Genomic DNA, 25,713 nt, shown 5'->3' with positions numbered 1-25,713 from the left:
CTTTGGTTGCTACCCTAGTATATGACGGGCGCCCAAAGAATGTTATCGGGGACAAGGAAGTAATATTTCGGACAATTTTTTACCGGCAGAAGTTATGTTTGGCAGTTTGTACAATAATGGGTGCCTCTTCCGCCAACTACGGATTTTTCTAATGGCGTACCGCAGGTTTTGCAGGGCTCCCCTTTTCGACCGTATACAAACAATTCCAGCTGAAACATACCCATTTCTCCCTGGGTATTCACATAAGAGCGGACTGTGCTTCCTCCCTTTTCCACCGCTTCGCTCAAGGTTGTAATGACTTGCTTATGCAGCTTTAGTATTTCACCGGGACTCAGGCTGTCAGCAAGCCTTTCTGGGTGAATGCCTGCCTTGTGCAGTGCCTCATCCACATAAATATTTCCAAGGCCCACAACAATACTTTGATCCAAAAGGGCTGATTTAATTTTTCTGGACGTTTTTTTAAGTCTGCCTGCAAAATATTCTTCTGTAAACTCCGGAGAGAAAGGCTCAGGCCCAAGGATAGAAAGAGGCAGTTCTCCTTCCTCTGTCCCTTTTTCAAAGAGATGCATCGTGCCAAACTTTCGAACATCCCGGTACCTCAGTTCTGTTCCATCTGAAAACACAAAGAAAATATGGGTATGCTTGTCTGCCGGTTCATCTGATTGGGACAGCTGATAACGGCCTTCCATCCTTAAGTGGGATACAAGCACATAATCAGTTAACACAATTTTTAGGAATTTTCCTCTTCTTCCGATTTCTTCAATTGTCTGGCCTCGGAGCGCATCCATAAATTGTTCATATTCACCAGGCCTTTTGATCATTTTTGGCCATAGTATCCTGACATCTACAATGGTTTTTCCTGCTGTCAGTTCAGAAAGAGTTCTCCTGACTGTTTCCACTTCAGGAAGTTCAGGCATTTGCTCCACTTCCCTCATTTTTTATTTTGCATCATACCAGGAAGATCCGTGAGAGTAATCAACCTTTAACGGAACTTCAAGCTCCACTGCATTTTCCATTACTTCAGGAACAATCTTCCTGAGAATTTCCACTTCTTCCTCAGGTGCTTCAAAAATCAGTTCATCATGCACCTGTAAGAGAAGCCTTGTTTCAAGGTTGTTGGCTTTTAGCTCTAAGGCCATATCAAGCATAGCTTTTTTAATAATGTCGGCAGCACTTCCTTGAATCGGCGTATTCATAGCAGTCCGTTCTGCAAAGCTTCGAAGGTTAAAATTCCTTGATGTTATTTCAGGTATGTACCTTCTTCTGTGCAGCAGGGTTTTCACATAACCTTTTTGTTTTGCTTCATGAATAATATCATCCATATACTGCTTTACGCCTGGAAAGCTCTCGAGATAACGATTGATAAATTCTCCGGCTTCCTTCCTAGTAATGCTAAGACTCTGAGAAAGTCCGTAGTCGCTGATTCCATATACAATACCAAAGTTAACAGCCTTCGCATGGCGTCTCATATTGGCAGTTACTTCCTCGGGTTTAACATTAAATACATCTACAGCAGTTTGCGTATGGATATCTAAATCATTGTTAAATGCTTCAATCAGCTTCTCATCCCCTGCAATATGAGCCAGCACCCTTAATTCAATTTGAGAATAATCAGCAGCGAACATCACCCAGCCTTTTTTTGATGGGACAAAAGCGCGCCGGATTTTTCTTCCTTCTTCAAGACGAATCGGAATATTTTGCAGATTAGGATCTGTAGAGCTCAGCCTGCCCGTTTGTGTCAGCGTCTGGTTATATCGTGTATGAACTCTGTCTGTATCGTGATGAACTACCTTTAACAAGCCTTCGATATATGTGGACTGAAGTTTTCCGAGCTGTCTGTAGTGGAGAATTTCCTGAACAATTTCATGTTTGTCCGCCAGCTTTTCAAGAACATCAGCAGAAGTAGAATAGCCTGTTTTTGTTTTTTTGGCAGCAGGCAATTGTAATTTTTCAAACAGTATGACGCCTAATTGTTTAGGGGAATTAATATTAAACTTTTCTCCTGCTAGTGAGTGAATGTTCTCTTCAAGAACGAGAAGCTGTTTTTTGAGTTCATCCCCCATATCCTTCAATGCTTTCCTGTCAACTTTTACTCCCGTGGCTTCCATTTCAGCCAGCACACCCGAGAGCGGCAATTCCAGATCTTTAAAAAGCTCGTATTGTTCATTTTCAATCAGTTCCTTGTTCAGCTTGTCTCTTAAGATCAATGCAGCCTCTGCTTTTCTGACTAAATGCTCCCCAAGCTTGTCCTCTCCGGGAATGGCCCGTTTAGCTCCCTTTCCGTAAATTGCTTCGTCGGAAGAAACGGTATGAATATCATATTCTTTCGCTACCCCTGAAATATCATCGAAGTTTGGAGAAGGATTTAAGATATACGCCGCCATTAGAACATCAAAGTCTATTCCGGCAAGCTCTATGCCTTTCCATTTAAGGGATACGATTGATTTTTTAGCATCATAAACTGTTTTTTTCTTTGTTTCATCAGCTGCCCATGCTTGAAAAAGCTCTGACTCAAGAGCTGCAGCTGCTGGAATAAAATATTTCCCTGACTGATTTACCAACCCGAAACCGGCTATTTGAGCAGAGTGGTAATTCTCCTCTGTTATTTCAACCAGCAAAGATGATTCATCTTCAAGCATGTCTTCAGTTACAGTATCAGCCGTTATAAATTCTATTTCTTCCAGCTCATGATGTTCTTCCGCCTGAGGTTCTTCCCCAAGCTTATCCAGCAGAGATTGAAAGCCAAGCTCCCTGTAAATTTTCACAACATCCTGCTTATCATATCCGGTGTAGTCGGTATCAGAGAGTGAAATCTCAAGTGGGACTTCGCGGTCAATCGTGGCCAGCTCTTTGCTGATCTTGGCAAGCTCCTGATGTTCTTCAAGCTTTTCCTTCAGTTTTTTCCCTGAAACCTGATCCAGTGATGATAACAACTTTTCAACACTATGGAATTCTTTCAGCAGCTTGATGGCCGTTTTTTCACCGACTCCCGGAACACCCGGAATATTGTCGGAAGAATCTCCCATAAGACCTTTCATATCTATGATTTGATCTGCAGTCAGACCGTATTTTTCCTTTATAAACTCTGGCGTGTAAGAATCTACATCAGTGATGCCTTTTCTTGTAATGTCGACAGTAATATGTTTTGAGGCAAGCTGAGTTAAATCCTTGTCTCCCGATATTACCTTTACTTCATAGCCTTCCTCTTCAGCCTGCTTTGACAATGTTCCGATAATGTCATCCGCTTCATAATTTTCCAGTTCATATCTGGAAACCTTATAGGCATCCAAAAGCTCTCTGATAAACGGAAATTGTTCAGAAAGCTCAGGCGGTGTCTTTTGGCGCCCGCCCTTATATTCACTATATGTTTTATGCCTGAAGGTTGTTTTTCCTGCATCAAAAGCAACCAGCATATGTGTAGGATTTTCATCTTCCAGAATTCTCATCAAAATCATTGTAAACCCATAAATCGCGTTTGTATGTACACCTTTGTCATTGTTCAAAAGCGGAAGGGCAAAAAAAGCACGGTATGCAATGCTGTTTCCGTCAATTAACACCAATTTTTTTCTGGTCATCTTTTTTCCTCCTTCAATCATTCAGGGGCTTCAAAAAAAAACCGCATTTTTCAATCTCTATTCTAGCAGAAGTTGCAAGAGAAAGAAAAATTGCGGTTTCTTATTAATTCATTTCACCCATTAGGATGTTTGCATAAGGAGAATCAAAAGGAAGAATAATGACCGTCTCCTCATCTATTGTTTTCTTATAGGACTCCAGTGTACGGTACAGTTGATAAAATTCAGGGTCTTTGGAATATGAATTATTGTAGATTTTTGCAGCTTCCTGTTCTCCCTGGCTTCGAATTTCATCTGCATCAGCCTGAGCTTTTGCAAGCATTTCTTTTACTTCACGATCCGTGTTTGCAACAATAATATTCTTTTCCGCATCTCCTCTTGATAAATAACCCTGTGCAGTGGACTCACGTTCTGAAATCATTCGTGTAAACACGGAGTTTTCATTTTCATTCGGAAGATCTGTACGTTTGATTCTTACGTCGGTAACCAAAATGCCATAGCCGTCTCTTTCAAGTGCAGCATTCACCATTTCTGTAATTTGATCGTTAAGGCTGCCTCGCGAAGACTTCTCATCGTTGATGATTTCATCATAATCAAGCCTGCCTAATTCAGAACGAACCGTTGCAAAAATAAATTCTGCCATTTTTGTTTCCGCATTAATGAGCGTTCTGGCATTGGAGATCATCTTTTTAGGATCCTGAATCTTCCAGACAGCATAATTGTCAATGATCATTCTTTTTTTATCTTTTGTATTTATTTCAGCTTCCTGCACATCATATGTCATTTGATATTTTGGCAGAGAGATTACAGATTGAATAAAAGGTATTTTGTAAGAAAGTCCCGGCTCTTCTATAATTCTGACAACTTCACCAAACTGCCTGATTACCTTGTATTCATTTTCTTTCACAATAAACAAATTACTGAAAAGCAATGCTGCAAAAACAATAATGGTCAGTAGTGCAATTCCTGTTTTAATATACTTTTTTATTAACAAAGGATCTCTTTCTTTCATTTCCACAACTTTATTATTGTCCATTGTTTGCCCCTCCTTCGCTGCCTGCAGCAGGAACAGGCCTTTGCCCTTCCTTCATTGGGAGATACTTCATTGTGTTGCCGTCATCTTTCATAATGTAAATGTCAGCACCAGGCAGCACAGTATCAATGGTTTCAAGGATCAGCCGCTTGGAGGTAATATCTTTCGCATCTTTATATTCTTCATATAATGCATTAAAGCTTGCAACTTCCCCTCTGGCACGTTCTATTCTGGCCACGCGGTCTCCTTGAGCCTTTGAGTTTAATGCTTCCTTTTCTCCCTGAGCTTCTTCAGTGCGCTGGTTTTTATATTTGTTCGCTTCATTGATTTTTGTGTTCATTGTTTCTCTGGCATCTGTAACATTTGTAAATGCTTTGCGTACTTCCTCATTCGGAAGATCAACATCCTGCAGTTTTACTGCAAGTATTGATATGCCTATATCGTATTTTTCCATCAATGCTGAAAGCAGCTCCTGTACATCGGCTTCAATTTCAGCCTTTCCTGAAGTCAGGGCATCATCTATTTTGGAACTGCCGATAATACTTCTTAGGGAAGCTGAAGTAGAGTCAAACAAAATTTCCTGCGGATCTTCAGCATTAAATAAGTATTTTCCGGGATCGGTAATTTTCCATTGAACAACCATATCCGCCAAAACGATATTTTCATCCCCGGTGATCATTTTGGTTTCTTCGGGAAACTCTTTTATTTCTCCATCCTTTTCTTCATAGCCAAATTGAAGACTGAACGTTTCCTTAGACAGCTTTTCGACTCTTTGAACCGGCCAAGGCCACTTAAAGTGCAGACCAGGCTCACTGATCCCTGCTTCTACTTCTCCTAATGTAATAATGACTGCCTGTTCTGATTCATCAACGGTATACCATGATGTTAATCCAACAAGCAAAGCAGCTGCGATAAATACCGTCAGCCCTGCCATTACATATATTCTTCTAATGCTTACCATTGCATTTCCCCGCCTTTCACTCTCTTTATCAACTAAATCTGTTTATATAGAGTATTACGAAAAGATGACAAAAAGGTTTCAAAAATATCATCTGTTTTTTTTATTGTTCATTAACTTCTAAACTTAGAGTTCCTTTCTCACAGAGAACTGCACCTGAAGTATGAATCCGCTGTTTTTATAAGTATGTTTAATCATAGTGACTATGACCCGGAACACCAATTTTCTCCAAAAAAAAGGAACGAGAGCAACATGCTCTCGTCCAAAAGATTGGCTCCTTGGATGAAGGGGTTTTCTAGTACATCTTAGCAGTATTTTGTAAAGTCAGCATAAAGTGCTTGTAAAATTAATGTAAACTAGTCAAATTTCTCATCTTTGTTCAGAGTAATCGTAAAGGTTGTTCCTTCGCCAACTATGCTGTTCACTTTAATGTGGCCTTTATGCGCTTCCACTAAGTGCTTTACAATAGCCAGCCCCAGCCCGGTACCTCCAGAATTCCTGCTCCTTGCCTTGTCTATTCTATAAAATCTTTCAAATATTCTAGGCAGTTCTTCTTCATCCATACCAATTCCTGTATCACTTACCGTCACGATCGCATGTTCTTCCTGATTGAGAGCTGTGATATGCACCCTGCCCCCTTTAGGCGTATAGGTCAGCGCATTGCTGATCAAGTTGATAAAAATCTGTTTAAGGCGGTGAACGTCACCCCTGACTGGTACAATACCATCCCTGATGTCGATTGAGAGGTTTACCTCTTTTTCTTCCGCCTTGCTGTTCAGAATTGTATATACGTCATAAAGGATCTCTTTCAAGTCACAGTCTGCAATGTTGATTTTAAAACCTTGCTGCTCAACTTTAGACAAATCAAGAAGATCCTGAATCAATGACTGCAGTCTGTCGCTTTCCTTCAAAATGATAGACAAAAAGTATTCCAGCGTTTGTTTATCATCCATTGCTCCATCAAGCAGTGTTTCCGAAAATCCTTTAATTGAAGTAATGGGCGTTTTCAGCTCATGTGATACATTGGCTACAAAGTCCTTACGCATCTGCTCCAGCCTAATCAGTTCCGTTATATCATGAAAAACAAGAACAATGCCTTTCCACTCGTCATTGTGACCGATAATTGGAGCACCATACACCTCAAAGTGGCGCCGCTCAATCTTTAAGGGAAGCAGAAGCTGCTTTCTAACATTCACTTCTGTCATAAAAATATCTTCTATCAGCCCGATAATTTCTTCATGAGAGAATGCGTCATAATACAGCTTGTATAAAAAGTCATCTGAATTGATATCAAACAGCTCTTTATATGCTCTGTTAACAAGGTTTACATAGCCTCTGCCATCAATCAGAATGAGACCGCTGCCCATATTTTCAATCAGGGTTTGCAGCCTGTCCTGCTGCATTTCCTGAGCTCTTGTCATGTCCTGAAGATTTCTTGCAAGTATATTGATAGACTGACTGAGCATGCCAGTCTCATCTAAGTGGTCTTCATAGGTCCTTGCTTTGTAATTCCCTTTTGCAAGCTCCATTGCAACTGTTGTGGCTGATTCAATCGGCCTTGTGTATTGTGAAGTAATTCTTACTCCTAGCAGAAGGATGATGACAAGCGAGAGCCCAAGGCTTGCCACAAGCAGGCTCCATATTTGCTGATTTACTTTTTTCAAGGAATCCACAGGTGAATTTAATAGTACAAAGCCCTGTTTTTCACCATTCTCGTAAAACGGAAGTCCATAGTAAAACAAACGATCTTCATCAAGAATAATCTGAAATCCGTCCGTTTCTTCCATATGCTCATTCAATACACGGCTGATCAGCTCTTCATGATGAAAGCGGCCTTCCCCGCCTTCAAATAATAAATTACCGCTGTTATCAATAATGGTTAACCGGGAATTCAGCGTATTGCTCGCTTCCAGCATCAAACTGTCTATATTTTCGTCACCAAGCTTTTTTTCCGACAGCAGCAAAGCAATTAAGCTTGCTTCTTTTTCCATACGATCTTTATATGTATTAATGTAGAAGCTGTTAAATATCTGCCCAAGCAGCAACCCCAACCCTACAAGTACAGTAATAATGAGAGAGATTAAAGCAAAAAGCAGACGGAAGCGGAACTTACTCATCCACTTTTGGCTCCTCCAGCTTGTAGCCCAACCCTCTAATAGTTTTGATATATAAAGGTTTTTTAGTATTTCGTTCTATTTTTTCCCGCAAATGGCTGATGTGTACATCCACAATTCTGGTGTCGCCGGCAAAATCATAATTCCACACTGCACTGAGCAGCTGATCGCGCGTTAAGACACGCCCTTTGTGCTTTGCCAGATAGACGAGAAGTTCAAATTCTTTTGGAGTCAGTTCAAGACGATCTGAGCTGTAATAAGCTTCATAATGTTCTGGGAGTATTTTCAGCTCTCCAATTGCAATTTTTTCTGTGCTGTCTTCTTCTTCTTCAATATCAGGCTCTACTAAGAACTGAGTTCTTCTTAGAATAGCCTTAATTCTGGCAACAACTTCACGCGGGCTGAAAGGTTTTGTCATATAATCATCGGCACCAAGCTCCAAACCGAGCACCTTATCAAATTCATCATCCTTAGCAGTAAGCATAAGGATTGGCACCATCATTTTTCTCTGCCTAAATTGTTTGCACACTTCAATACCATCCATTTTAGGAAGCATTAAATCTAAAACGATTAAATCCGGCGTCTCTTTCAGCCCTTTCTGGAAGCCTTCTTCTCCATCCAAAGCTGTCAGCACTTCATACCCTGCTTGTTCGAGATTATATTGAAGCAATGTAAGAATTGATTGTTCATCATCTACAACTAGAATTTTCTTACTCATAAAAGCCTCCAACTATATTTTTTCCCCATCCATTGCCTGCTATCTTTTCTTCTATTATAGTCGATAATGGCCGAAGAAAAAACTCATCATGGAAAAAAGGTCTCCAATCGCCATATGTATGGAGTATTGGAGACCTTTTTTTATTGATATAGCCAAAAAAGATACTTTATTAAAAATTGTCTAGTGCGTGACCATCGAGTTTTGCAAGAGTCGGCGGAGGACACACTTCAAGCCTGCCTTCCAGCACTAGCTTTTCATCTTCATTTTTACCGTGTACTTCTATTTCTATTCTATTTTTATCAAGATACACTTCAGTCACTTTCAAAAAATATTGAATAACACTGTAATGGTAAACCGGTGTTAAAAATGTAAGCTCCTGCTTGACGATATGGCTTCCGGGACCGGGAAGATACTTTGAAACTGCAGAAGATATAACGCCGGTCAGCATCACACTTGGTACAATAGGCTTTTTGCACGGTGTTAAAGAAGCATAATCATGCTGAATATAAAGAGGATTTGCATCATTTGTCAGGCCCAGGTACAGCAGCAAATCTTTATCCTCAATCTTTTCTGTTAAGCTTAATGTTTCCCCGATTTTTATTTCTCTGATCTGCCTTCCAAGTTTACGTTTCTTTCCAAGCAGCATGACATCCACCCCTTTTGCTATTGTAACCGTTTTCAATAATCAGCAGCTTTAGGAACACGTTTCTTTATATCAGATAAACTTAAAGAGTATAACTAATCTTAAGCAGTATTATTTGGATAATATTAAAAGAAAAGAAGGGGGAAACCCTTCTTTTTTAGTTAGCAGAAAGCACCTTCATCACATTTCTTACTGATTCTGCAGACTGATTGAGTGCAGATTTCTCATCCTCAGTTAAATTGAGCTCAATGATTTGCTCAAGTCCGTTTCCGCCCAATATTGTTGGAACACCAAGGTAAATTCCTTCATAGCCATACTCACCTTCGAGGTAGGCAATTGCAGGAAGCACACGCCTTTGATCTTTTAAGATTGCTTCTGCCATTTCCACAATTGAAGCTGCAGGTGCATAGTACGCACTGCCGTTTCCTAACAGATTCACAATTTCCCCTCCGCCTTTGCGCGTACGTTCAACAATGGCCTCAAGGCGGTCTTTTGGAATTAATGTTTCCAGTGGAATTCCTCCAGCATATGAGTACCTGACAAGCGGAACCATATCATCCCCATGGCCCCCAAGAACAAACCCTGTGATGTCTTTTACTGACAGCTTTAGCTCTTGAGCTACAAACGTACGGAAGCGGGCTGAGTCCAATACGCCGGATTGGCCGATAACACGTTCTTTTGGAAAGCCTGACTCTTTGTAAACTGCATAAGTCATAGCGTCTACCGGATTTGTCAGGACGATGATAACCGTTTCCGGAGAATGTGCAACAACCTCTTTAGTGACAGATCTCATAATCTTTTCATTCGTCGCAACCAGATCATCACGGCTCATTCCAGGCTTTCTTGCAATTCCAGCAGTAATGATAACAATGTCAGAACCTGCAGTATCTTCGTAGTTGGAAGTTCCTGTCACATTTGCGTCAAAGCCCTGAACAGGACCCGCTTCAAGCATATCAAGCGCCTTGCCTTTTGTAGGGTTTTCCATTTGAGGAATATCAACGATTACTACGTCTGCCAGCTCCTTTTGAGCAAGAAGAAAAGCAGTTGTTGCTCCAGTAAAGCCTGCACCGATCACAGATACTTTTTTTCGTCTTAATGTCATGCTAAAACATCCCCTTATCCTATGTAATAAATGCAGGCCGCCCGGCGGACAGCCTGCAGGTAATTAACCCATATTTTTGATTAGTTCATCTCCGAATTCAGAACATTTCACTTCAGAAGCGCCGTCCATCAAACGAGCAAAATCATATGTGACTACCTTTGATTCTATTGTTTTTTCCATAGAAGAAAGAATGAGATTAGCTGCTTCGCTCCAGCCTAAATGCTCAAGCATAAGAACTCCGGAAAGAATAACGGATGAAGGATTTACCTTATCCAGCCCTGCATATTTAGGTGCAGTTCCGTGAGTTGCTTCAAAAATAGCATGTCCTGTTTCATAGTTGATGTTAGCTCCAGGTGCAATACCAATTCCGCCTACCTGAGCAGCAAGAGCATCAGAAATATAATCCCCGTTAAGGTTCATTGTTGCAACCACATCAAACTCTTTAGGACGAGTCAGGATCTGCTGCAGGAAGATATCTGCAATTGAATCTTTCACGATGATTTTCCCTGCTGCTTCAGCGTCTGACTGAGCTTTATTGGCCGCATCTTTGCCTTCGTCTTCTACGATTCTATCATATTCAGCCCATGTGAAAACAGAATCGCCGAATTCTTTCTCTGCAAGCTCGTAGCCCCAATTTTTGAAAGCTCCTTCAGTGTACTTCATAATATTTCCTTTATGAACAAGCGTAACTGATTTGCGGCCCTCTTTGATTGCATAATTAATCGCTGCACGGACAAGACGTCCTGTACCTTCTTCTGAAACAGGCTTGATGCCGATTCCTGAAGTTTCCGGGAAACGGATTTTGTTTACGCCCAATTCATTTTTCAGGAAGCCGATTAATTTTTCTACTTCTTCAGATCCTTTTGCATATTCAATCCCTGCATAAATATCCTCGGTATTTTCGCGGAAAATAACCATATCCGTATCCTCAGGACGCTTCACTGGAGAGGGAACACCTTGGAAATAGCGGACAGGACGCAGACAAACAAATAAATCAAGTTCCTGGCGCAGTGCTACGTTTAAAGAACGGATTCCTCCTCCAACAGGAGTTGTAAGAGGCCCTTTAATCGCAATAAAATATTCGCGGATCAAGTCAAGTGTTTCCTCCGGAAGCCACTCTCCTGTCTGCTTGTATGCTTTTTCGCCTGCAAGCACTTCTTTCCAAACAATCTTTTTCTCTCCGTTATAAGCTTTATCTACAGCTGCTTCCAGTACTTTTGATGCTGAAGCCCAAATATCAGGTCCAGTTCCATCTCCCTCAATATAAGGAATTACAGGGTTATTTGGTACATTTAATACGCCGTTTTCAACAGTAATTTTTTCGCCGGTTGACATGATTAAAAACCTCCTGATTATGTATTGAGAGAACAGCAGACATTCTCTGCGTCCGCTTATCTCTCATAAAGAACTTTTCTTTTGCTTTTCCACTACATTTTGTCCTTCATTACTCTCTGATTATCTTTTTTCCAACGCTACAAATGTCTGCATGTCGGGTCCGATGTAATCTGCACGAGGGCGGATCAGACGGTTATTATCATACTGCTCAAGAATATGTGCAAGCCAGCCTGACACCCTGCTGACAGCAAAGATCGGCGTGAACAGGTCATGATCAATTCCAAGGCTGTGGTAAACTGATGCGGAATAAAAATCCACATTCGGAGGGAGCGGCTTGGAAGAAGTCACAACTTCCTCAATTTTCACAGACATTTCATACCATTTCGGCTCTCCAGTCAGATTGGTCAGCTTTTCTGACATTTCTCGCAGATGCTTGGCACGAGGATCTCCATTTCGATACACCCTGTGTCCAAATCCCATGATTTTTTCTTTATTGGCAAGCTTTTCTCTAATGTACTCTTCAGCTCTGCCAACCTCTCCTACTTCTGTCAGCATTTTCATTACCGCCTCATTAGCACCGCCGTGAAGAGGCCCTTTGAGCGCTCCAATTGCAGCAGTGACTCCCGAGTAAACGTCAGAAAGCGTAGCTACGCATACTCTGGCAGTAAATGTAGAAGCATTCAGTTCATGGTCAGCATGCAGCACAAGGGCTTTGTTAAATGCTTCCTCAGCTACAGGGCTTGGCTCCTCGCCGGTCAGCATATATAAAAAGTTAGCAGCAAGGCTGAGGTCTTTTCTTGGCTCTACCGGATCCAGCCCTTTTCTGATTCTGGCAAACGCTGTAACAAGGGTAGGCATTTTCGCCTGAAGGCGGATTGCTTTTCTGTAGTTAGCCTGAGGCTCCATTACATCCGCTTCAGAATCGTAAAGGCCCAGCAAGGAAACGGCTGAGCGAAGAGCTGCCATTGGATGAACTTCCTGAATTGGATAGGTCTTAAAGTGTTCTAAGATTTCCTTTGGAACAGAAGCATTTTCAGAAAGCTGCTGTTTAATTTCAGCCAGCTGAGTTTCATTTGGAAGTTTAAGATGCCACAGCAAATAAACAACTTCCTCAAAACTTGCATGCTCAGCCAGATCATCAATATTGAATCCGGCATATGTAAGAGTATCATCAATAATGGAGCTTACTGACGAAGTAGTTGCAACTACCCCTTCAAGACCGCGTGTTGTTGTCATAACTATCTCTCCTTTGCTTTAATATTTCCCCATTCCTCTTAATATGAAAAGCTATAAGTATAAAATACTTAAACTTTCAACCAAATTGAGCGTATGCTCACTCTGTAAGCATATAAAAAGGCTGATGTCGAAAAAAAGAAAATGCTTACATTTCCACTCATTTCAAACGGCCGCTTAACAATTGTCATGGTGAAGCGGATCATTTAAAAAAGCAGTAAATAAAAAACTTATTTTTATTATAAACAATTATCAGACTTTTGTGAACGGAAACCGCTTAACAAACAAAAAAATTTGTCAGAAAAATGTTTTTTTAGCGAATTTACTGGCAAAGCATCCCTTTGTCGGCATGCCTTGCCATAAAAAAGCTATACTACCCAAAAAATTTTACTACCTGCATACAAAGATATGCAATGCCGGCTCCAATCAGCGGGCCAACTGCCACTCCGTTAAATAAGGAAACAGCAATAATTGTGCCAAGAACTAAAGCTGTCGTAATATGCGGATCTTCGGTCAAAAGCGTGAGGCCGCTTTTGGCAATGAGAGCTACCGCAATTCCCGCTCCCAGCGCTATCCATGCATAAGCAGATTTTACGGCTTCACCCAGCTGCTTTAACCCAATTTCACCGGTCGCGATTGGTACCAGAACCGCTATTGTAATAATGGTAACCCCCCAATTGATGCCCTTAGACTGCAGGATGGGAAAAATCTTCTGATCCAGCCCCGCAAGCTTGGCAGCCAGCAAAAAAGCCACTGCAATAATCAGTGATTGATTCTTTGCAAGCAGGGCGACCGCCAGAAGGATGCCCAGAAAAAGAAACGCTGAATTCATGTACTTTGCACCACTTTTCAATTTCTTTACATTCATGTTGTTCTGTTCATAAGGTTGCCATTATTATTATAATAGATGTATGAACCTAGAGGAGAGGATCTTGCTTGAACGTGCTGTATTTGCAGAGGGCCATGAGAGGTTTTATAGTTGCCGTATTCATTATCGCAGGATTGTATGCCTGCTATCACCTTTTTGCCCTGACATATCCATTCGTATTCGGCATTATTATTGCATTTATGATTAATCCGCTGATTGCTTTCATTGAGGACAGAACAAAGATGCCCCGCGGAGCTGCCGTTTTCATCGTCCTGATTCTGCTTGTAGCAATAATTGGTGCTCTCCTTACCCTGCTGGTTGCAGAAATTGTATCAGGAACTACATACCTGGCAGGAGTTGTTCCACAGCATTTTGAAACTTTGGTTATTTACTTTGAAACGATTTTTGCCAGACAGATCATCCCTTTTTATGAACGCATTAACAGCATGTTTGATGATTTGGGTACAGATCAGCAAGAAACCATACTGGCAAATATCCAGAATGTCGGGGAGCAGGTTGCTTCAAATGTAGGCGCATTTATCAGGTCTTTTCTTGAAAATATCCCGCTCATTATCGCCTGGCTTCCCAACGCTGCCACCGTTATAATCTTCAGTCTCCTTGCCACATTTTTCATCAGCAAGGACTGGTACAAATTACAAAGACTTTTTGGCAGATTTTTGCCGGGCAAAGCAAAGAAAAGCGGGAAAACGGTGTTTGAAGAACTTAAAAAGGCCCTGTTTGGTTTTGTAAAAGCACAGGCCACTCTTATTTCCATTACAACAGTTATTGTTTTGGCCGGACTGCTGATCCTGAGGGTTGAATATGCGATTACCATCGCCCTTTTAATTGGCCTGGTAGATCTTCTTCCTTATCTCGGTACTGGACTTGTTTTTGTACCCTGGATCGTTTACCTGGCACTCAGCGGCAGTCTTCCCCTTGCAATCGGGCTCGGCATTCTTTATATGATTGTTCTGATACAGAGGCAGCTGATGGAACCAAAAATTCTGTCCTCCAATATAGGTCTGGATCCTCTCGCTACGCTTATTGCTCTATTTGTGGGATTCAAATTGATAGGCTTTCTTGGGCTTTTGATTGGTCCCGTAGTCGTTGTCATCATCAACACGTTGTATAAAGCGGGCGTGTTCTATGATATATGGGGGTTTATAATGGGGAAAAAAGAGGTTTGATTTTACTAATAGTTGAAAGAAGTAAGGCCTCCCACATACAATGGAGAGGCCTTACTTCTGCTGTTTACCTGATAATAGTTATTCTTCTGCTGTCTGTTAATCTGCGGATGATTTTCTGGATAAACGGCTTGATCAGATTCCGAGTTGCTGGTATCAGAAGAGAAAAACCGATACCATCCGTGATAAATCCCGGTGTTAAGAGCAGGACTCCCCCTACCAGGATGCAAAGCCCGTCAATAATTGCTCCTCCGGGAACCTGGCCGTATCTCATTTGCTCCTGTGCCCTTCTGAGTGTTTCCAGCCCTTGCTGTTTTGCAAGCCATGCTCCAAGAAGCCCTGTTGTTATGATAAGCAGAACAGTTGGAATAAGCCCGATCGTGTTGCCTGAAAATATGAGAACTGCAATTTCAAGTGCAGGTATGATAATCAGCAATAATACGAGGAACTTCATTAGCTTCCCTCCCTCATCATCTTGTCCTTAGTATATGTTAAAGATAAAAAAAAGAGAAGGAAAACCCCTTCTCTTTCATTGTTTCTCAATTAAAGTACGCTTGCATGTCCTTTGTATACAGCGCCTCTTGTTGCATCAACCGTGATATCCTGACCATCTTTAAAGATAGATGTAGCATTTTCAATACCTACAATTACAGGTATGCCAAGGCTGAGTCCTACTACTGCTGCATGGCTTGTCAGGCCGCCTTCCTCAGTGATGAGAGCAGAAGCTTTTTCAAGTGCGCCCATCATGTCACGGTCTGTTCCGCGTGTAACAAGAACAGCTCCCTCAGTCATTTTCTGATCAGCTTCTTGAGCAGAGTTGGCGATAACAGCTTTGCCAAAAGCAGATCTGCGTCCAATTCCTTGTCCTCTGGCAATTACATCTCCCACAACATATACTTTCATCAAGTTAGTTGTACCTGATTCACCGATCGGAACACCAGCAGTAATGACGATCAGGTCACCATGCTTTACAAGGCCGCTTGTAATTGCTGTCTGAACTGCATTTTCAAGCATTTCGTCCGTTGAATTAGCTTTTTCACCGTTATTCGGATACACACCCCAGACAAGAGCAAGCTTTCTAGATACTGACTCATCCGAAGTAACAGCTACAATTGGAGCTTTAGGGCGGTACTTGCTGATCATTCTTGCAGTATGTCCGCTCTCCGTTGGAGTTACAATTGCAGGAACATTCAGGTTTAAAGCAGTATGAGCAACAGATTGTCCAATCGCGTCAGTAATCGTCATTGAGGATTGTGCGCTCTGTTTAGCAAGGATTTGCTTGAAATCAAGAGCAGTTTCAGCGCGGGAAGCAATATTGTGCATTGTTTGGACTGCTTCCACCGGGTAAGTACCTGCAGCTGTTTCACCTGAAAGCATGATTGCATCCGTGCCATCAAAGATTGCATTTGCAACGTCACTGGCTTCTGCTCTCGTTGGACGCGGGTTACGCTGCATGCTGTCGAGCATTTGTGTAGCAGTGATAACCGGTTTGCCCAGCGCATTACATTTTTTAATCAGCATCTTTTGAACGAGCGGAACTTCTTCAGCAGGAATTTCAACACCCAAATCACCACGGGCAACCATCAATCCATCGGACACCTCAAGAATTTCGTCGATGTTGTCAACACCCTCTTGATTCTCGATTTTCGGGATGATATGAATATGTCCTGCATTGTGTTCTTCCAGAAGCTCACGAATCTCAAGCACATCTGTGGCACGGCGGACAAAGGAAGCAGCGATAAAGTCAACTCCCTGTTCAATACCGAAAACAATATCGTTGGCGTCTTTTTCTGTAATACCAGGAAGCTTTACGCTCACACCAGGCACATTTACGCCTTTCTTGTTTTTCAAAGTGCCGGAGTTAAGGATTTTGGTTTTAATCTCACCTGCAGCCTTGTTCAGCTCCAATACTTCAAGCCCAATCAGCCCATCGTCAAGAAGGATAAGAGAACCTTTTTGAACGTCATCAATTAATCCTTCATAAGTAATTGAGAACTTTTCAGTTGTTCCAAGTACTTCTTTCATAGAAACAAGAATTTCTTTGCCGCTCTCCAGTTCAATAGCACCATTTTCCATTGTGTTGGTTCTGATTTCAGGACCTTTTGTATCCAGAAGAATCGCAACAGTTTTATCCTGCTGCTGTGCTGCTTCCCGGATATTTTTAATACGTGCGCCGTGCTCTTCAAAATCACCGTGAGAGAAATTCAAACGGGCTACATTCATGCCTGCTCCCATTAATGAATTCAGCATTTCTACACTTTCACTTGCAGGTCCAATCGTACAAACTATTTTTGTTTTTCGCATCGTTATATTTCCTCCTAATATGTTCATGGAAACGATTCCAAACTTTATATTATATTGAAAGCTCTTTAGAAAGGCGGTACATGCTTTGATCTACCGTATGCTCTGTATCAAGAATTTCCAGGATATCGTGATCTACAAGCTTGTTATTTTGGATTCCGACACAGCGCCCTCCTCTGCCTTCGAGCAGAAGTTCAACCGCATATGCTCCAAGACGGCTTGCGAGCACCCGGTCAGCAGCAGTTGGAGATCCTCCGCGCTGAATGTGTCCAAGAACTGAAACCCTTGTTTCAAACTGAGTTTCTTTTTCAATTTTTTCACCGAACTCTACGCCGCTGCCAACTCCTTCGGCAATAATAATGATGCTGTGTTTCTTCCCGCGCTCATGTCCTCTTTTCAGCCTGTCAATGATATCTTCCATATCGTAGTCCGCTTCAGGAATGAGAATGGTTTCTGCCCCGCCTGCAAGTCCAGCCCACAGTGCGATATCGCCCGCATGGCGGCCCATTACTTCTATCACATATGTACGTTCATGAGATGTTGCAGTATCGCGGATTTTATCAATAGCATCAATTACTGTGTTCAAAGCTGTATCAAAGCCGATTGTAAAATCAGTCCCCGGGATATCATTATCAATTGTACCTGGCACCCCTACACATGGAAAACCATGTTCTGTCAGTTTTTTCGCTCCCATATAGGAACCGTCGCCGCCGATAACAACAAGACCTTCGATTCCGAATTTTTTCAGCTGTTCAATGCCTTTTTCCCGGCCTTCAACAGTTTTGAATTCCGGACATCTTGCTGTAAACAGCTTTGTTCCTCCACGGTGAATAATATCCCCCACAGATCCGAGCTCCAGCTTTTCAATATTGCCTGCAATTAAGCCTGCGTATCCATTGTAAACACCGTAAATTTCAACATCGTGGTAGATGGCTTTACGAACTACTGCTCTGACCGCAGCATTCATGCCCGGAGAATCTCCTCCACTTGTTAATACTCCAATTCTTTTCATTTTTTTCACCCCAATAGGTAATATGTATGTGCTATTAAGATAACATGAAGACATTAGCTGTACAATAGAAGAACAACAGCTAATGTCGAAATTACTCGATTTCTAAGACCGTTATTCATTATACAGTATTTTTAAGACTCAGAAGAGATTTTATCAAAATTTCTTAGCTAATTACGAAGATATGAAAATTCAGAAAAATCCTTCATTTTGGTCATCTGCGTTGCTGTAGCAGCATTGGCCTAAACTTTTAAAAACAGGACTTTTTGTGCAGCAGCAGACCATTTACCGACTTACAAAGAAAAAACGTGCCTGCCAAAAGGCTACACGTTATTTTATTTTACCCCAAGAAACTCTTCTGCAAACGAGACCTGGCCAATTCTTTTATATTTCTCATAACGGTGGGAAATGAGTTCAGCTTCATTCATCCTGCTCAGCTGAGATAATGACTTAAGGAGAAGCGCCCGAATCTGCTCTGCCTGTTCTTCTACATTCTTATGCGCTCCGCCTCTGGTTTCAGGAATGATTTCATCTATAATACCTAGGCTTTTTAAATCAGGCGCAGTAATTTTCATTGTTTCTGCGGCTCTTTTAGCCTGTGTGGAATCTTTCCATAACAGGGCTGCTGCACCCTCAGGAGAAATGACGGAATATGTCGAGTTTTCAAGCATGTGAAGATGGTTGCCGATTCCAAGTGCAAGTGCACCTCCGCTTCCTCCTTCTCCTATTACGATACAAACAACAGGCACTTTCAGCCCGGCCATTTCAAAAAGGTTTCTGGCGATTGCCTCACTCTGGCCTCTCTCTTCTGCTGCTTTGCCGGGATAGGCTCCCTTTGTATCTATAAAACAGATAACAGGCCTGTTAAACTTTTCAGCCTGCTTCATCAGGCGCAGTGCTTTCCTGTATCCTTCAGGATGGGGCATGCCGAAATTCCTTTTGATGTTTTCTTTCGTGTCTTTTCCTCTTTGGTGGCCGATAACTGTGACAGGCTTTCCATGAAACTTTGCGATTCCGCCAACAATTGCAGCGTCATCTCCATAAAGCCTGTCACCATGGCATTCAAAAAAATCTGTAAACAGTGCATCTATGTAATCCAAAGTGGTTGGCCTGCTAGGGTGTCTTGCAATTTGTACTCTGTCCCAAGGTTTGAGATTTGAATAGATATCATTTTCCAGCTTTTCAAGCCTGGACTCAAGCCTGATAATTTCTGCTGAAAGATCCACATCGGTATGAGCAGTAAAGTCCTTCAGCTCTTTTATTTTTTTTCTCAGTTCTGTTACAGGTTTTTCAAATTCAAGTTCTACCATTGCGATCCGCCTCCGTTTTGATGGATGCCCAGGATGTTTGCCAGGCTTTCTTTCAGCTGATGACGGTGAATAACAGCATCCAATTGCCCATGTTTCAGCAAAAATTCAGCAGTCTGGAAATCTTCCGGCAGATCCTCCCTAATGGTTTGTTCAATAATTCTTCTTCCTGCAAAGCCGATTAGCGCTCCTGGTTCCGCAAAATTATAGTCTCCCAAGGAAGCAAAGCTCGCCGATACTCCGCCTGTAGTGGGATGGGTCATGATAGAGATAATCAGCCCTTTGTTATCACTGAACATTTTTAATGCCGAACTTGTTTTAGCCATTTGCATCAGGCTGAGAACTCCCTCCTGCATTCTGGCACCGCCAGACGCAGTGAAAATAATAAAAGGAATTCCCTCTTCAATTGCTCGTTCAATTGCCCTGGTGATTTTTTCTCCTACCACAGAACCCATGCTGCCCATTCGAAATCCGGAGTCCATGACTGCAAATACGGCAGGATGCCCGTCTATTTTGCCTTTACCTGTCACAATGGCTTCATTTAATCCGGATTTCTGACGGTCCTTTTCCAGCTTTTCGCTGTAGCCTGGAAAATTCAGCGGGTTTTCGGAGACCATTCCTTCATCGTATTCCTCAAAGGAGGATTCATCCAGCAGGCAAAGCAGTCGGTCCCTCGCTGTCATTTGCAAATGGTAGCTGCAGCTGATGCAAACCTGCATGTTTTTCTTCAACTCTTTTGTTAACATGATCTTCTTGCAATTGGAGCATTTGGTCATGATTCCTTCAGGCACATCCTGTTTAGCTTGTTCAGAAGGTACTGAAGCGTACTTTTTCTTTTTTGTAAACAGATCCTTTAACAACGAATTCCCTCCTGTTCCCTGAAGCCCTGTTTCTTTTCTGTCCATCTTATCGGCAATTCTAATGTAACGAACATGTCTCATTTCTTCTGTAAAAAGATGTCACATTTTATTCGACATTTTCCTTCAAGGCTAATTTTTCATATGCCTGATAGACAAGTACTCTGTCGTTTTCTGCGAGTGCACCAATTAATTCTGTATAATCAGTTCCCCTTGAAAAAACGGATGGAAGAGCTGCTCTGACATATTCATTCAGGACAACCCATATTCGGAACAGCAGCCTGTTATCAGCAAGTGCAACGAGTTCCATCATGCATTCCCTGTGATCCAGCTTCTGTTCTTTAAGAGCGGCAAGCTTTTCCATATATTCGTCAGTGCTTTCCGTTTCCAACAGCAGGTTTAAAGCATTTTTCTCCAGCATATTGTTCATGTCAAGCAAATCGAGGACTGCTTTTGAATCCTGAAGGATAAAGGTTCCGAGGAGATCAACCAGGTGATGATCCCTGAAGTCCTTTATAAATGTGCCCTCTCCCCGCCTTGTTTCAATCATGCCCAGCAGTTCCAAAGCCCGAAGCGCTTCCCGGACGGAAGATCTGCCAACATTCAACCGTTCAGCAAGCTCCCGCTCTGAAGGAATTTTGTCTCCTGCTGACAGTCCATCCTGCTCAATTATTGTCCGAATTTGACGAAGTATTTCTACATAAACTTTTGACGTTGAAGCTTTCATGAGGGTCTCACCCGCTTATTCAATAATTGCAAGCTTCCTTGTTTTCTCCGCTATTTCCTCCGGATCCACTTTAATCCTTGCCACTCCGGTTTCCATAGCTGCTTTTGCAACGGCTGCAGCTACAGCAGGAGCCACGCGCACATCAAAAGGAGCAGGAATCACATATTCTGAAGAAAGTTGATCGTCAGGCACTAGCGCGGCTATCGCTTCAACAGCAGCAATTTTCATCTGCTCATTGATATGCGTTGCCCTGACATCAAGCGCTCCTCTGAAAATACCAGGAAAAGCAAGCACATTGTTCACCTGATTAGGGAAATCAGACCTTCCTGTACCAATAACTTTTGCTCCTGCTTCCCTTGCATCATCCGGCATAATCTCCGGTACAGGGTTAGCCATAGCAAAGATTATAGGATCCTGTTTCATGGAAGACACCATTTCTTTGGACAGAGCTCCCTCTACAGAAACACCGATAAACACATCTGCATCCTTCAGGACATCCTGCAGGGATCCTTCGATTCTGTCTCTGTTCGTGTACTTTGCAACTTCCGATTTGACGGTATTCATGCCATAGCTCCGCCCCTCAAAAATCGCGCCTTTAGAGTCACACATAATAATGTCACGCACGCCGTAGCGATAAAGAAGCTTGATGATGGCAATGCCTGCAGCACCCGCTCCGTTTGCTACTACTTTGATGCTGGACATTTGTTTTCCAACAAGCTTAAGGGCATTCACCAGACCTGCCACAGTCACAATTGCGGTGCCATGCTGATCATCATGAAAAATAGGGATATTTGTCTCTTTTTTTAACCGTTCCTCAATGACAAAGCAGTTCGGTGCAGCGATGTCTTCTAAATTCACTCCGCCGAATGTTGGTTCAAGGAGCTTAACAGTTTCAACAATTTTGTCTACGTCTGTTGTATTCAAGCAGATTGGGAATGCATCCACGCCCGCAAAGCTCTTAAACAGGACAGCCTTTCCTTCCATAACAGGAAGTGCAGCTTCCGGCCCTATATTTCCAAGACCCAAAACAGCAGTTCCGTCGGATACCACTGCTACCATATTGCCTTTCATTGTGTAGTCATATACCTTGCTGGTATCGTCATATATGTCTTTGCACGGCTCTGCAACTCCAGGAGAATAAGCCAGGCTTAAATCTTTCGCGTTTCTAACTTCAACCTTTGATTTGGATTCAAGTTTCCCTTTATGAATGCGATGCATATGCAATGCTTCTTCACGTAATGACAAGGTTCTCACTCCTTATGTATCTGAAATACCAGTGGTCTGACCACTGGATTTCTTATTAAAATATAACATACTTCTTTTTTTTGTAAAGTTGTTTATTGCTCCATATTTTCTTTCAGTACCACATGATCACTGCCCAAAAGGCCCTTCAGCTCTTCAAGGCAGGCTTGCGAAGGCTGAATATGGAACTCTGAAGGCAGCTGAATTGTTTTTTTAGAATTTTCATAATATAAATATACTGCAACGCGTCCGCTGTATTTCTTAAGAATTCTTTTTACTTCGCTTAACTTTCCTGACTGCTGCACTTCTTCACTTGCCTTTAGAAACAATGTTCCTTCATCTCCGGCCAGTTTCTCAGGAAGCTGTGCTTTTTCAATGATAAACTGTTCCCTTTCATCTCTGATATCCAGTTTTCCTTCCAGCAGAACAACTTCTCCCTGCTGCAGAAGGGTGGCAAGCCTTCCAAAAGCAGAAGGAAAAGCTACTGCTTCCATGTCTCCGCTCTCATCACTGATCGCCAGAAAGGCCATGGAGTCCCCCTTTTTTGTTCGAATGGTTCTCACCTTTGTAATAAAAGCACCCAGTTTAAGATGTTTTCCCGAATGCATTTTGTGCACTTCCGCTATTTCAACAGCTCCGGCGCGCAGAAAGCGGGATCGGTGCCGTTCTGCCGGATGGCTTGAGAAATAAAGCCCCAGCGCTTCCTTTTCAAATCGCAGCTTTTCTTCAAGCCCGAAATTCTCGACCTCTACATACTTGGGTTTCAGCATAAATTCTTCATCTTTGAAAAAATCAATCTGATCTCCATCAGCAGGCTTTAACAGTTCGGCATGCTCCAGTGCAATATCCAGACTGGCAAGCAGCGAAGCCCTTCCCATGCCGAATTCATCAAAGGCTCCTGACAAGATCAGACATTCAAGTGTTCTCCGATTAACCGACCTTGAAGAAACCCTTATGCAAAAATCAAACAAATCTTCGAAGAGTTTTTGTCTTCTTGCCTCGAATATGTCTTTTACCGCGGAAATCCCCACATTCTTAATTGCAGCCAGGCTGTATCGGATTCCCTCCTGCTCTACGAGGAAAGGATATTCACTGCTGTTGATGGACGGCGGCAGCACCTCAATTCCGCTTTGCCTCGCCTCTCTAATATATTGAGACACCTTATCTTCATTTCCAGAAACGCTTGTGAGCAATGCTGCCATAAAAAACAAAGGATAATGTGCTTTTAAGTATGCAAGCTGACAGGCAATCATACTGTATGCAACTGCATGGCTACGGTTAAAACCGTAGTTGGCGAATTTTACAATTAAATCATACACCCTATTGCCTGTTTCTTCAGTGTAGCCTTTTTGGATACACCCGCTGACAAACCTCTTTCTCTCCATGTCCAGTACTGTTTTTTCCTTCTTGCTGACTGCTCTTCGGAGAATGTCTGCTTCTGCCAGAGTAAAACCGGCAAGCTTGGAGGCTATTTCCATAATTTGTTCCTGATAGACAATAACACCATACGTATTCATTAAGATCGGAGCCAGATCAGCATGAGGATAATGAACTTCCTTTCTTCCATGCTTTCTGTCTATGAACAAAGGAATGTTTTCCATAGGACCGGGACGGTATAAGGCATTTACAGCAGTAATATCTTCAAGGCTTGTTGGCCCCAGCCTGCGCAGGACGCTTCGCATTCCTTCTGATTCAAGCTGAAAAATCCCGGTAGTATTGCCCTCTGAAAGCAGGCTGAATGTTTTTTCATCATCCTCATAAGGCAGCTGATCAGCTGACAGCGTCCTGCCGGTCTCTCTCCTGATCATTTTGATAATAGAATCTATGAGTGTAAGATTTCTCAGACCGAGAAAATCCATTTTTAATAAACCCAGATCTTCCAGGTAATCCATTGAAAACTGAGTCAAATAAACACCGTTATGTCCTTCTTGTATGGGAATGATATCTGTAAGAGGCTGGTCGCTCAGAACAACCCCTGCTGCATGTGTTGAAGCATGCCTTGGAAGTCCTTCAATCTTCATTGCTGTTTGATAAATTCTTTTGGCAGATTCAGATTGTTTCAGGAAGTCCTGCAGCTGTGCTGATTCGCTGTAAACTTTCTCCAATGTTGTTCCGGGACGGGATGGGATGAATTTTGCCAGCTGCTCTGCTTCTTTTGCCGATACGCCCATGACCCTGCCGATATCCCTGAGGGCCGCCCTTGCGGCAAGCGTTCCAAAGGTGATGATTTGGGCAACATGAAGTTTACCGTATTTTTCAGCAACATAGGCAATTACTTCGTCCCGCCGGTTGTCCGGAAAGTCGATATCAATATCCGGCATTGAAATTCGTTCAGGATTCAGAAACCTTTCAAATAGAAGACGGTGCTGAATAGGGTCCACCTGAGTAATTCCCAATGAAAAGGCGACAAGCGAACCGGCTGCCGAGCCTCGTCCAGGACCTGTGAGAATGCCGTTCCGCCTAGCGTAATCCATAAAATCCCAGACGATTAAGAAGTAATCACTGTAGTTCATTTCCTTAATAACGTCCAGCTCAAATGTAAGTCTTTCGAAATAATGGTCATCAAGCTCTTTTACTTTTTGCTTCATTCCTTCCAGACATAGTCTTTCAAGATATTCGTCTGCCCCCATTGCTTCAGGAGCAGGGTACCTCGGAAGGCGGGTCTTGCCAAGCTGAAGGTCCACATTGCACATGTCAGCTATTTTTAACGTATTTTCAAGACAATCTGGAGAATCTTCAAATGCTTCCGCCATCTCTTGCGGAGACTTCAAATAATATTCGTGAACAGGAAAAGCGTCCTCTTCCATTTCTGACAGCTTTTCATTATTTTTAATAGCAAGGAGGCACTTATGGGAAAAAGCATCTTCTTTCTTCAGGTAGTGCACAGAATTGGTAGCTGCCATTGAAACACCTGCCGCACCGGCAAGCTTCTTTATGCCCTCATTGACCCGGCTCTCCGTCTCATCATCTCTGATTTTCTGTACGGAAAGATAAAAATGTTCCTCCCCGAAAATATCTTTATATTCACGCGCCGCTTCTAATGCCTCCTCTTCTTCACCGTTCAGCAGCTTCTCTTCAATATAACCGCCTATTCCGGGAGTAAGGGCAATCAATCCTTCTGAATAGCTTCTCATCCATTTATGGGGCAGTCCTTCTGGCGATTTTGTCTGCAGGATACTGCTGATTTTAACCAGATTTCTGTATCCGGCATTACTGCTTGCGAGAAGAACCAGAGGACGGGAAACGTCTTTATAAATAACAGAGGCAGTCAGCCCGATAATTGGTTTAATCTGATGCTTTAAGCACTGTTTATAAAAAGCAATACATCCATACATAGTGTGCTCATCAGTTAAAGCAAGCGCTTTAACATTCAGCTCCTTCGCTCTTTCCACGAGCTGCTGAAGCTTCACAGAGCTAGACAGCAAACTGTATGCACTTTTTATCTGCAAATGTACAAACGGCAATCTAACCCCACCTTTTTACAGCATTTCTCTTTTCATTATATGCCTT

General features: G+C 42.4%; 20 protein-coding genes. 1 reads left to right on the top strand and 19 read right to left on the bottom strand.

The genetic code is table 11. The features are described 5' to 3' along the window. Window positions 1–92: 92 nt before the first annotated feature. From mutM to GJU40_RS06210, 11 genes are all read right to left on the bottom strand, one after another. A complete protein-coding gene (gene mutM, locus GJU40_RS06260; RefSeq protein ID WP_154306900.1) occupies window positions 93–917 on the bottom strand; it encodes a DNA-formamidopyrimidine glycosylase in 825 nt (274 codons plus the stop codon). A 21-nt stretch (window positions 918–938) separates the two neighbouring features. Then, on the bottom strand, window positions 939–3,575 hold the full coding sequence (gene polA / locus GJU40_RS06255) for a DNA polymerase I (protein WP_154306899.1): 2,637 nt from the start codon (window positions 3,573–3,575) through the stop codon (window positions 939–941). A 103-nt stretch (window positions 3,576–3,678) separates the two neighbouring features. Further along, on the bottom strand, window positions 3,679–4,608 hold the full coding sequence (hflC, locus tag GJU40_RS06250) for a protease modulator HflC (RefSeq protein WP_154306898.1): 930 nt from the start codon (window positions 4,606–4,608) through the stop codon (window positions 3,679–3,681). Further along, entirely contained in the window at window positions 4,598–5,566 is a 969-nt protein-coding gene (gene hflK, locus GJU40_RS06245) for an FtsH protease activity modulator HflK (RefSeq protein ID WP_154306897.1), read from the bottom strand. Before hflK ends, hflC begins: the two co-directional genes overlap by 11 nt. A 353-nt stretch (window positions 5,567–5,919) precedes the next feature. Beyond that, entirely contained in the window at window positions 5,920–7,680 is a 1,761-nt protein-coding gene (gene pnpS, locus GJU40_RS06240) for a two-component system histidine kinase PnpS (RefSeq protein ID WP_154306896.1), read from the bottom strand. Then, window positions 7,673–8,395 carry a response regulator transcription factor gene (locus GJU40_RS06235; protein WP_154306895.1) on the bottom strand — a complete coding sequence of 241 codons (723 nt, stop codon included), beginning with the start codon at window positions 8,393–8,395 and terminating at the stop codon, window positions 7,673–7,675. The genes pnpS and GJU40_RS06235 overlap by 8 nt, the downstream gene beginning before the upstream one ends. Before the next feature lie 169 nt (window positions 8,396–8,564). Next, entirely contained in the window at window positions 8,565–9,041 is a 477-nt protein-coding gene (locus GJU40_RS06230) for a MaoC/PaaZ C-terminal domain-containing protein (RefSeq protein WP_154306894.1), read from the bottom strand. Window positions 9,042–9,195: 154 nt separating this feature from the next. Further along, window positions 9,196–10,140, bottom strand: coding sequence for a malate dehydrogenase (gene mdh, locus GJU40_RS06225; protein WP_154306893.1), 945 nt, complete (start codon window positions 10,138–10,140; stop codon window positions 9,196–9,198). A gap of 63 nt (window positions 10,141–10,203) precedes the next feature. Then, on the bottom strand, window positions 10,204–11,475 hold the full coding sequence (gene icd / locus GJU40_RS06220) for an NADP-dependent isocitrate dehydrogenase (RefSeq protein WP_154306892.1): 1,272 nt from the start codon (window positions 11,473–11,475) through the stop codon (window positions 10,204–10,206). A gap of 120 nt (window positions 11,476–11,595) precedes the next feature. Continuing rightward, the gene (gene citZ, locus GJU40_RS06215; RefSeq protein WP_154306891.1) at window positions 11,596–12,711 is read right to left on the bottom strand and encodes a citrate synthase; all 1,116 of its coding nucleotides are present in this window, start codon (window positions 12,709–12,711) and stop codon (window positions 11,596–11,598) included. 370 nt (window positions 12,712–13,081) lie between these two features. Further along, window positions 13,082–13,540: a DUF441 domain-containing protein gene (locus GJU40_RS06210; RefSeq protein ID WP_154306959.1), complete on the bottom strand. Its 459-nt coding sequence runs from the start codon at window positions 13,538–13,540 to the stop codon at window positions 13,082–13,084. A gap of 104 nt (window positions 13,541–13,644) precedes the next feature. Here GJU40_RS06210 and ytvI point away from each other — a divergent pair, with 104 nt between their 5' ends. Continuing rightward, the gene (gene ytvI / locus GJU40_RS06205; protein WP_154306890.1) at window positions 13,645–14,763 is read left to right on the top strand and encodes a sporulation integral membrane protein YtvI; all 1,119 of its coding nucleotides are present in this window, start codon (window positions 13,645–13,647) and stop codon (window positions 14,761–14,763) included. A 64-nt stretch (window positions 14,764–14,827) separates the two neighbouring features. On the opposite strand, the gene GJU40_RS06200 is transcribed toward ytvI, so the two are convergent. From GJU40_RS06200 to dnaE, 8 genes are all read right to left on the bottom strand, one after another. Then, complete coding sequence (locus GJU40_RS06200) at window positions 14,828–15,214, bottom strand: FxsA family protein (protein ID WP_154306889.1); 387 nt, start codon at window positions 15,212–15,214, stop codon at window positions 14,828–14,830. 89 nt (window positions 15,215–15,303) lie between these two features. Further along, window positions 15,304–17,064 carry a pyruvate kinase gene (gene pyk, locus GJU40_RS06195; protein ID WP_154306888.1) on the bottom strand — a complete coding sequence of 587 codons (1,761 nt, stop codon included), beginning with the start codon at window positions 17,062–17,064 and terminating at the stop codon, window positions 15,304–15,306. 49 nt (window positions 17,065–17,113) lie between these two features. Continuing rightward, window positions 17,114–18,073: a 6-phosphofructokinase gene (pfkA, locus tag GJU40_RS06190; RefSeq protein WP_154306887.1), complete on the bottom strand. Its 960-nt coding sequence runs from the start codon at window positions 18,071–18,073 to the stop codon at window positions 17,114–17,116. 332 nt (window positions 18,074–18,405) lie between these two features. Further along, window positions 18,406–19,380 carry an acetyl-CoA carboxylase carboxyl transferase subunit alpha gene (gene accA / locus GJU40_RS06185; protein WP_154306886.1) on the bottom strand — a complete coding sequence of 325 codons (975 nt, stop codon included), beginning with the start codon at window positions 19,378–19,380 and terminating at the stop codon, window positions 18,406–18,408. After that, on the bottom strand, window positions 19,374–20,237 hold the full coding sequence (gene accD, locus GJU40_RS06180; protein WP_154306958.1) for an acetyl-CoA carboxylase, carboxyltransferase subunit beta: 864 nt from the start codon (window positions 20,235–20,237) through the stop codon (window positions 19,374–19,376). The genes accA and accD overlap by 7 nt, the downstream gene beginning before the upstream one ends. Before the next feature lie 106 nt (window positions 20,238–20,343). Continuing rightward, window positions 20,344–20,961: a FadR/GntR family transcriptional regulator gene (locus GJU40_RS06175; RefSeq protein ID WP_154306885.1), complete on the bottom strand. Its 618-nt coding sequence runs from the start codon at window positions 20,959–20,961 to the stop codon at window positions 20,344–20,346. A gap of 15 nt (window positions 20,962–20,976) precedes the next feature. Next, window positions 20,977–22,206, bottom strand: a complete 1,230-nt coding sequence (gene ystJ / locus GJU40_RS06170) for an NADP-dependent malic enzyme (protein ID WP_154306884.1) — start codon at window positions 22,204–22,206, stop codon at window positions 20,977–20,979. Between the two features lie 92 nt (window positions 22,207–22,298). Continuing rightward, a complete protein-coding gene (dnaE, locus tag GJU40_RS06165) occupies window positions 22,299–25,667 on the bottom strand; it encodes a DNA polymerase III subunit alpha (RefSeq protein ID WP_154306883.1) in 3,369 nt (1,122 codons plus the stop codon). Window positions 25,668–25,713: the final 46 nt, after the last annotated feature.

Origin of the sequence: Metabacillus lacus (genome assembly GCF_009674805.1) — a bacterium.
GTDB lineage: Bacteria > Bacillota > Bacilli > Bacillales > Bacillaceae > Metabacillus_C > Metabacillus_C lacus.
The sequence above is the reverse complement of the archived record's forward strand: the minus strand, read 5'-3'. Positions and strand labels throughout refer to the sequence as shown.

Coding starts and splice junctions, on each gene's coding strand:
- mutM (WP_154306900.1), bottom strand. CDS start 917: ATGCCTGAACTTCCTGAAGTGGAAACAGTCAGGAGAACTCTTTCTGAA.
- polA (WP_154306899.1), bottom strand. CDS start 3,575: ATGACCAGAAAAAAATTGGTGTTAATTGACGGAAACAGCATTGCATAC.
- hflC (WP_154306898.1), bottom strand. CDS start 4,608: ATGGACAATAATAAAGTTGTGGAAATGAAAGAAAGAGATCCTTTGTTA.
- hflK (WP_154306897.1), bottom strand. CDS start 5,566: ATGGTAAGCATTAGAAGAATATATGTAATGGCAGGGCTGACGGTATTT.
- pnpS (WP_154306896.1), bottom strand. CDS start 7,680: ATGAGTAAGTTCCGCTTCCGTCTGCTTTTTGCTTTAATCTCTCTCATT.
- GJU40_RS06235 (WP_154306895.1), bottom strand. CDS start 8,395: ATGAGTAAGAAAATTCTAGTTGTAGATGATGAACAATCAATTCTTACA.
- GJU40_RS06230 (WP_154306894.1), bottom strand. CDS start 9,041: ATGCTGCTTGGAAAGAAACGTAAACTTGGAAGGCAGATCAGAGAAATA.
- mdh (WP_154306893.1), bottom strand. CDS start 10,140: ATGACATTAAGACGAAAAAAAGTATCTGTGATCGGTGCAGGCTTTACT.
- icd (WP_154306892.1), bottom strand. CDS start 11,475: ATGTCAACCGGCGAAAAAATTACTGTTGAAAACGGCGTATTAAATGTA.
- citZ (WP_154306891.1), bottom strand. CDS start 12,711: ATGACAACAACACGCGGTCTTGAAGGGGTAGTTGCAACTACTTCGTCA.
- GJU40_RS06210 (WP_154306959.1), bottom strand. CDS start 13,540: ATGAATTCAGCGTTTCTTTTTCTGGGCATCCTTCTGGCGGTCGCCCTG.
- GJU40_RS06200 (WP_154306889.1), bottom strand. CDS start 15,214: ATGAAGTTCCTCGTATTATTGCTGATTATCATACCTGCACTTGAAATT.
- pyk (WP_154306888.1), bottom strand. CDS start 17,064: ATGCGAAAAACAAAAATAGTTTGTACGATTGGACCTGCAAGTGAAAGT.
- pfkA (WP_154306887.1), bottom strand. CDS start 18,073: ATGAAAAGAATTGGAGTATTAACAAGTGGAGGAGATTCTCCGGGCATG.
- accA (WP_154306886.1), bottom strand. CDS start 19,380: ATGGTAGAACTTGAATTTGAAAAACCTGTAACAGAACTGAGAAAAAAA.
- GJU40_RS06175 (WP_154306885.1), bottom strand. CDS start 20,961: ATGAAAGCTTCAACGTCAAAAGTTTATGTAGAAATACTTCGTCAAATT.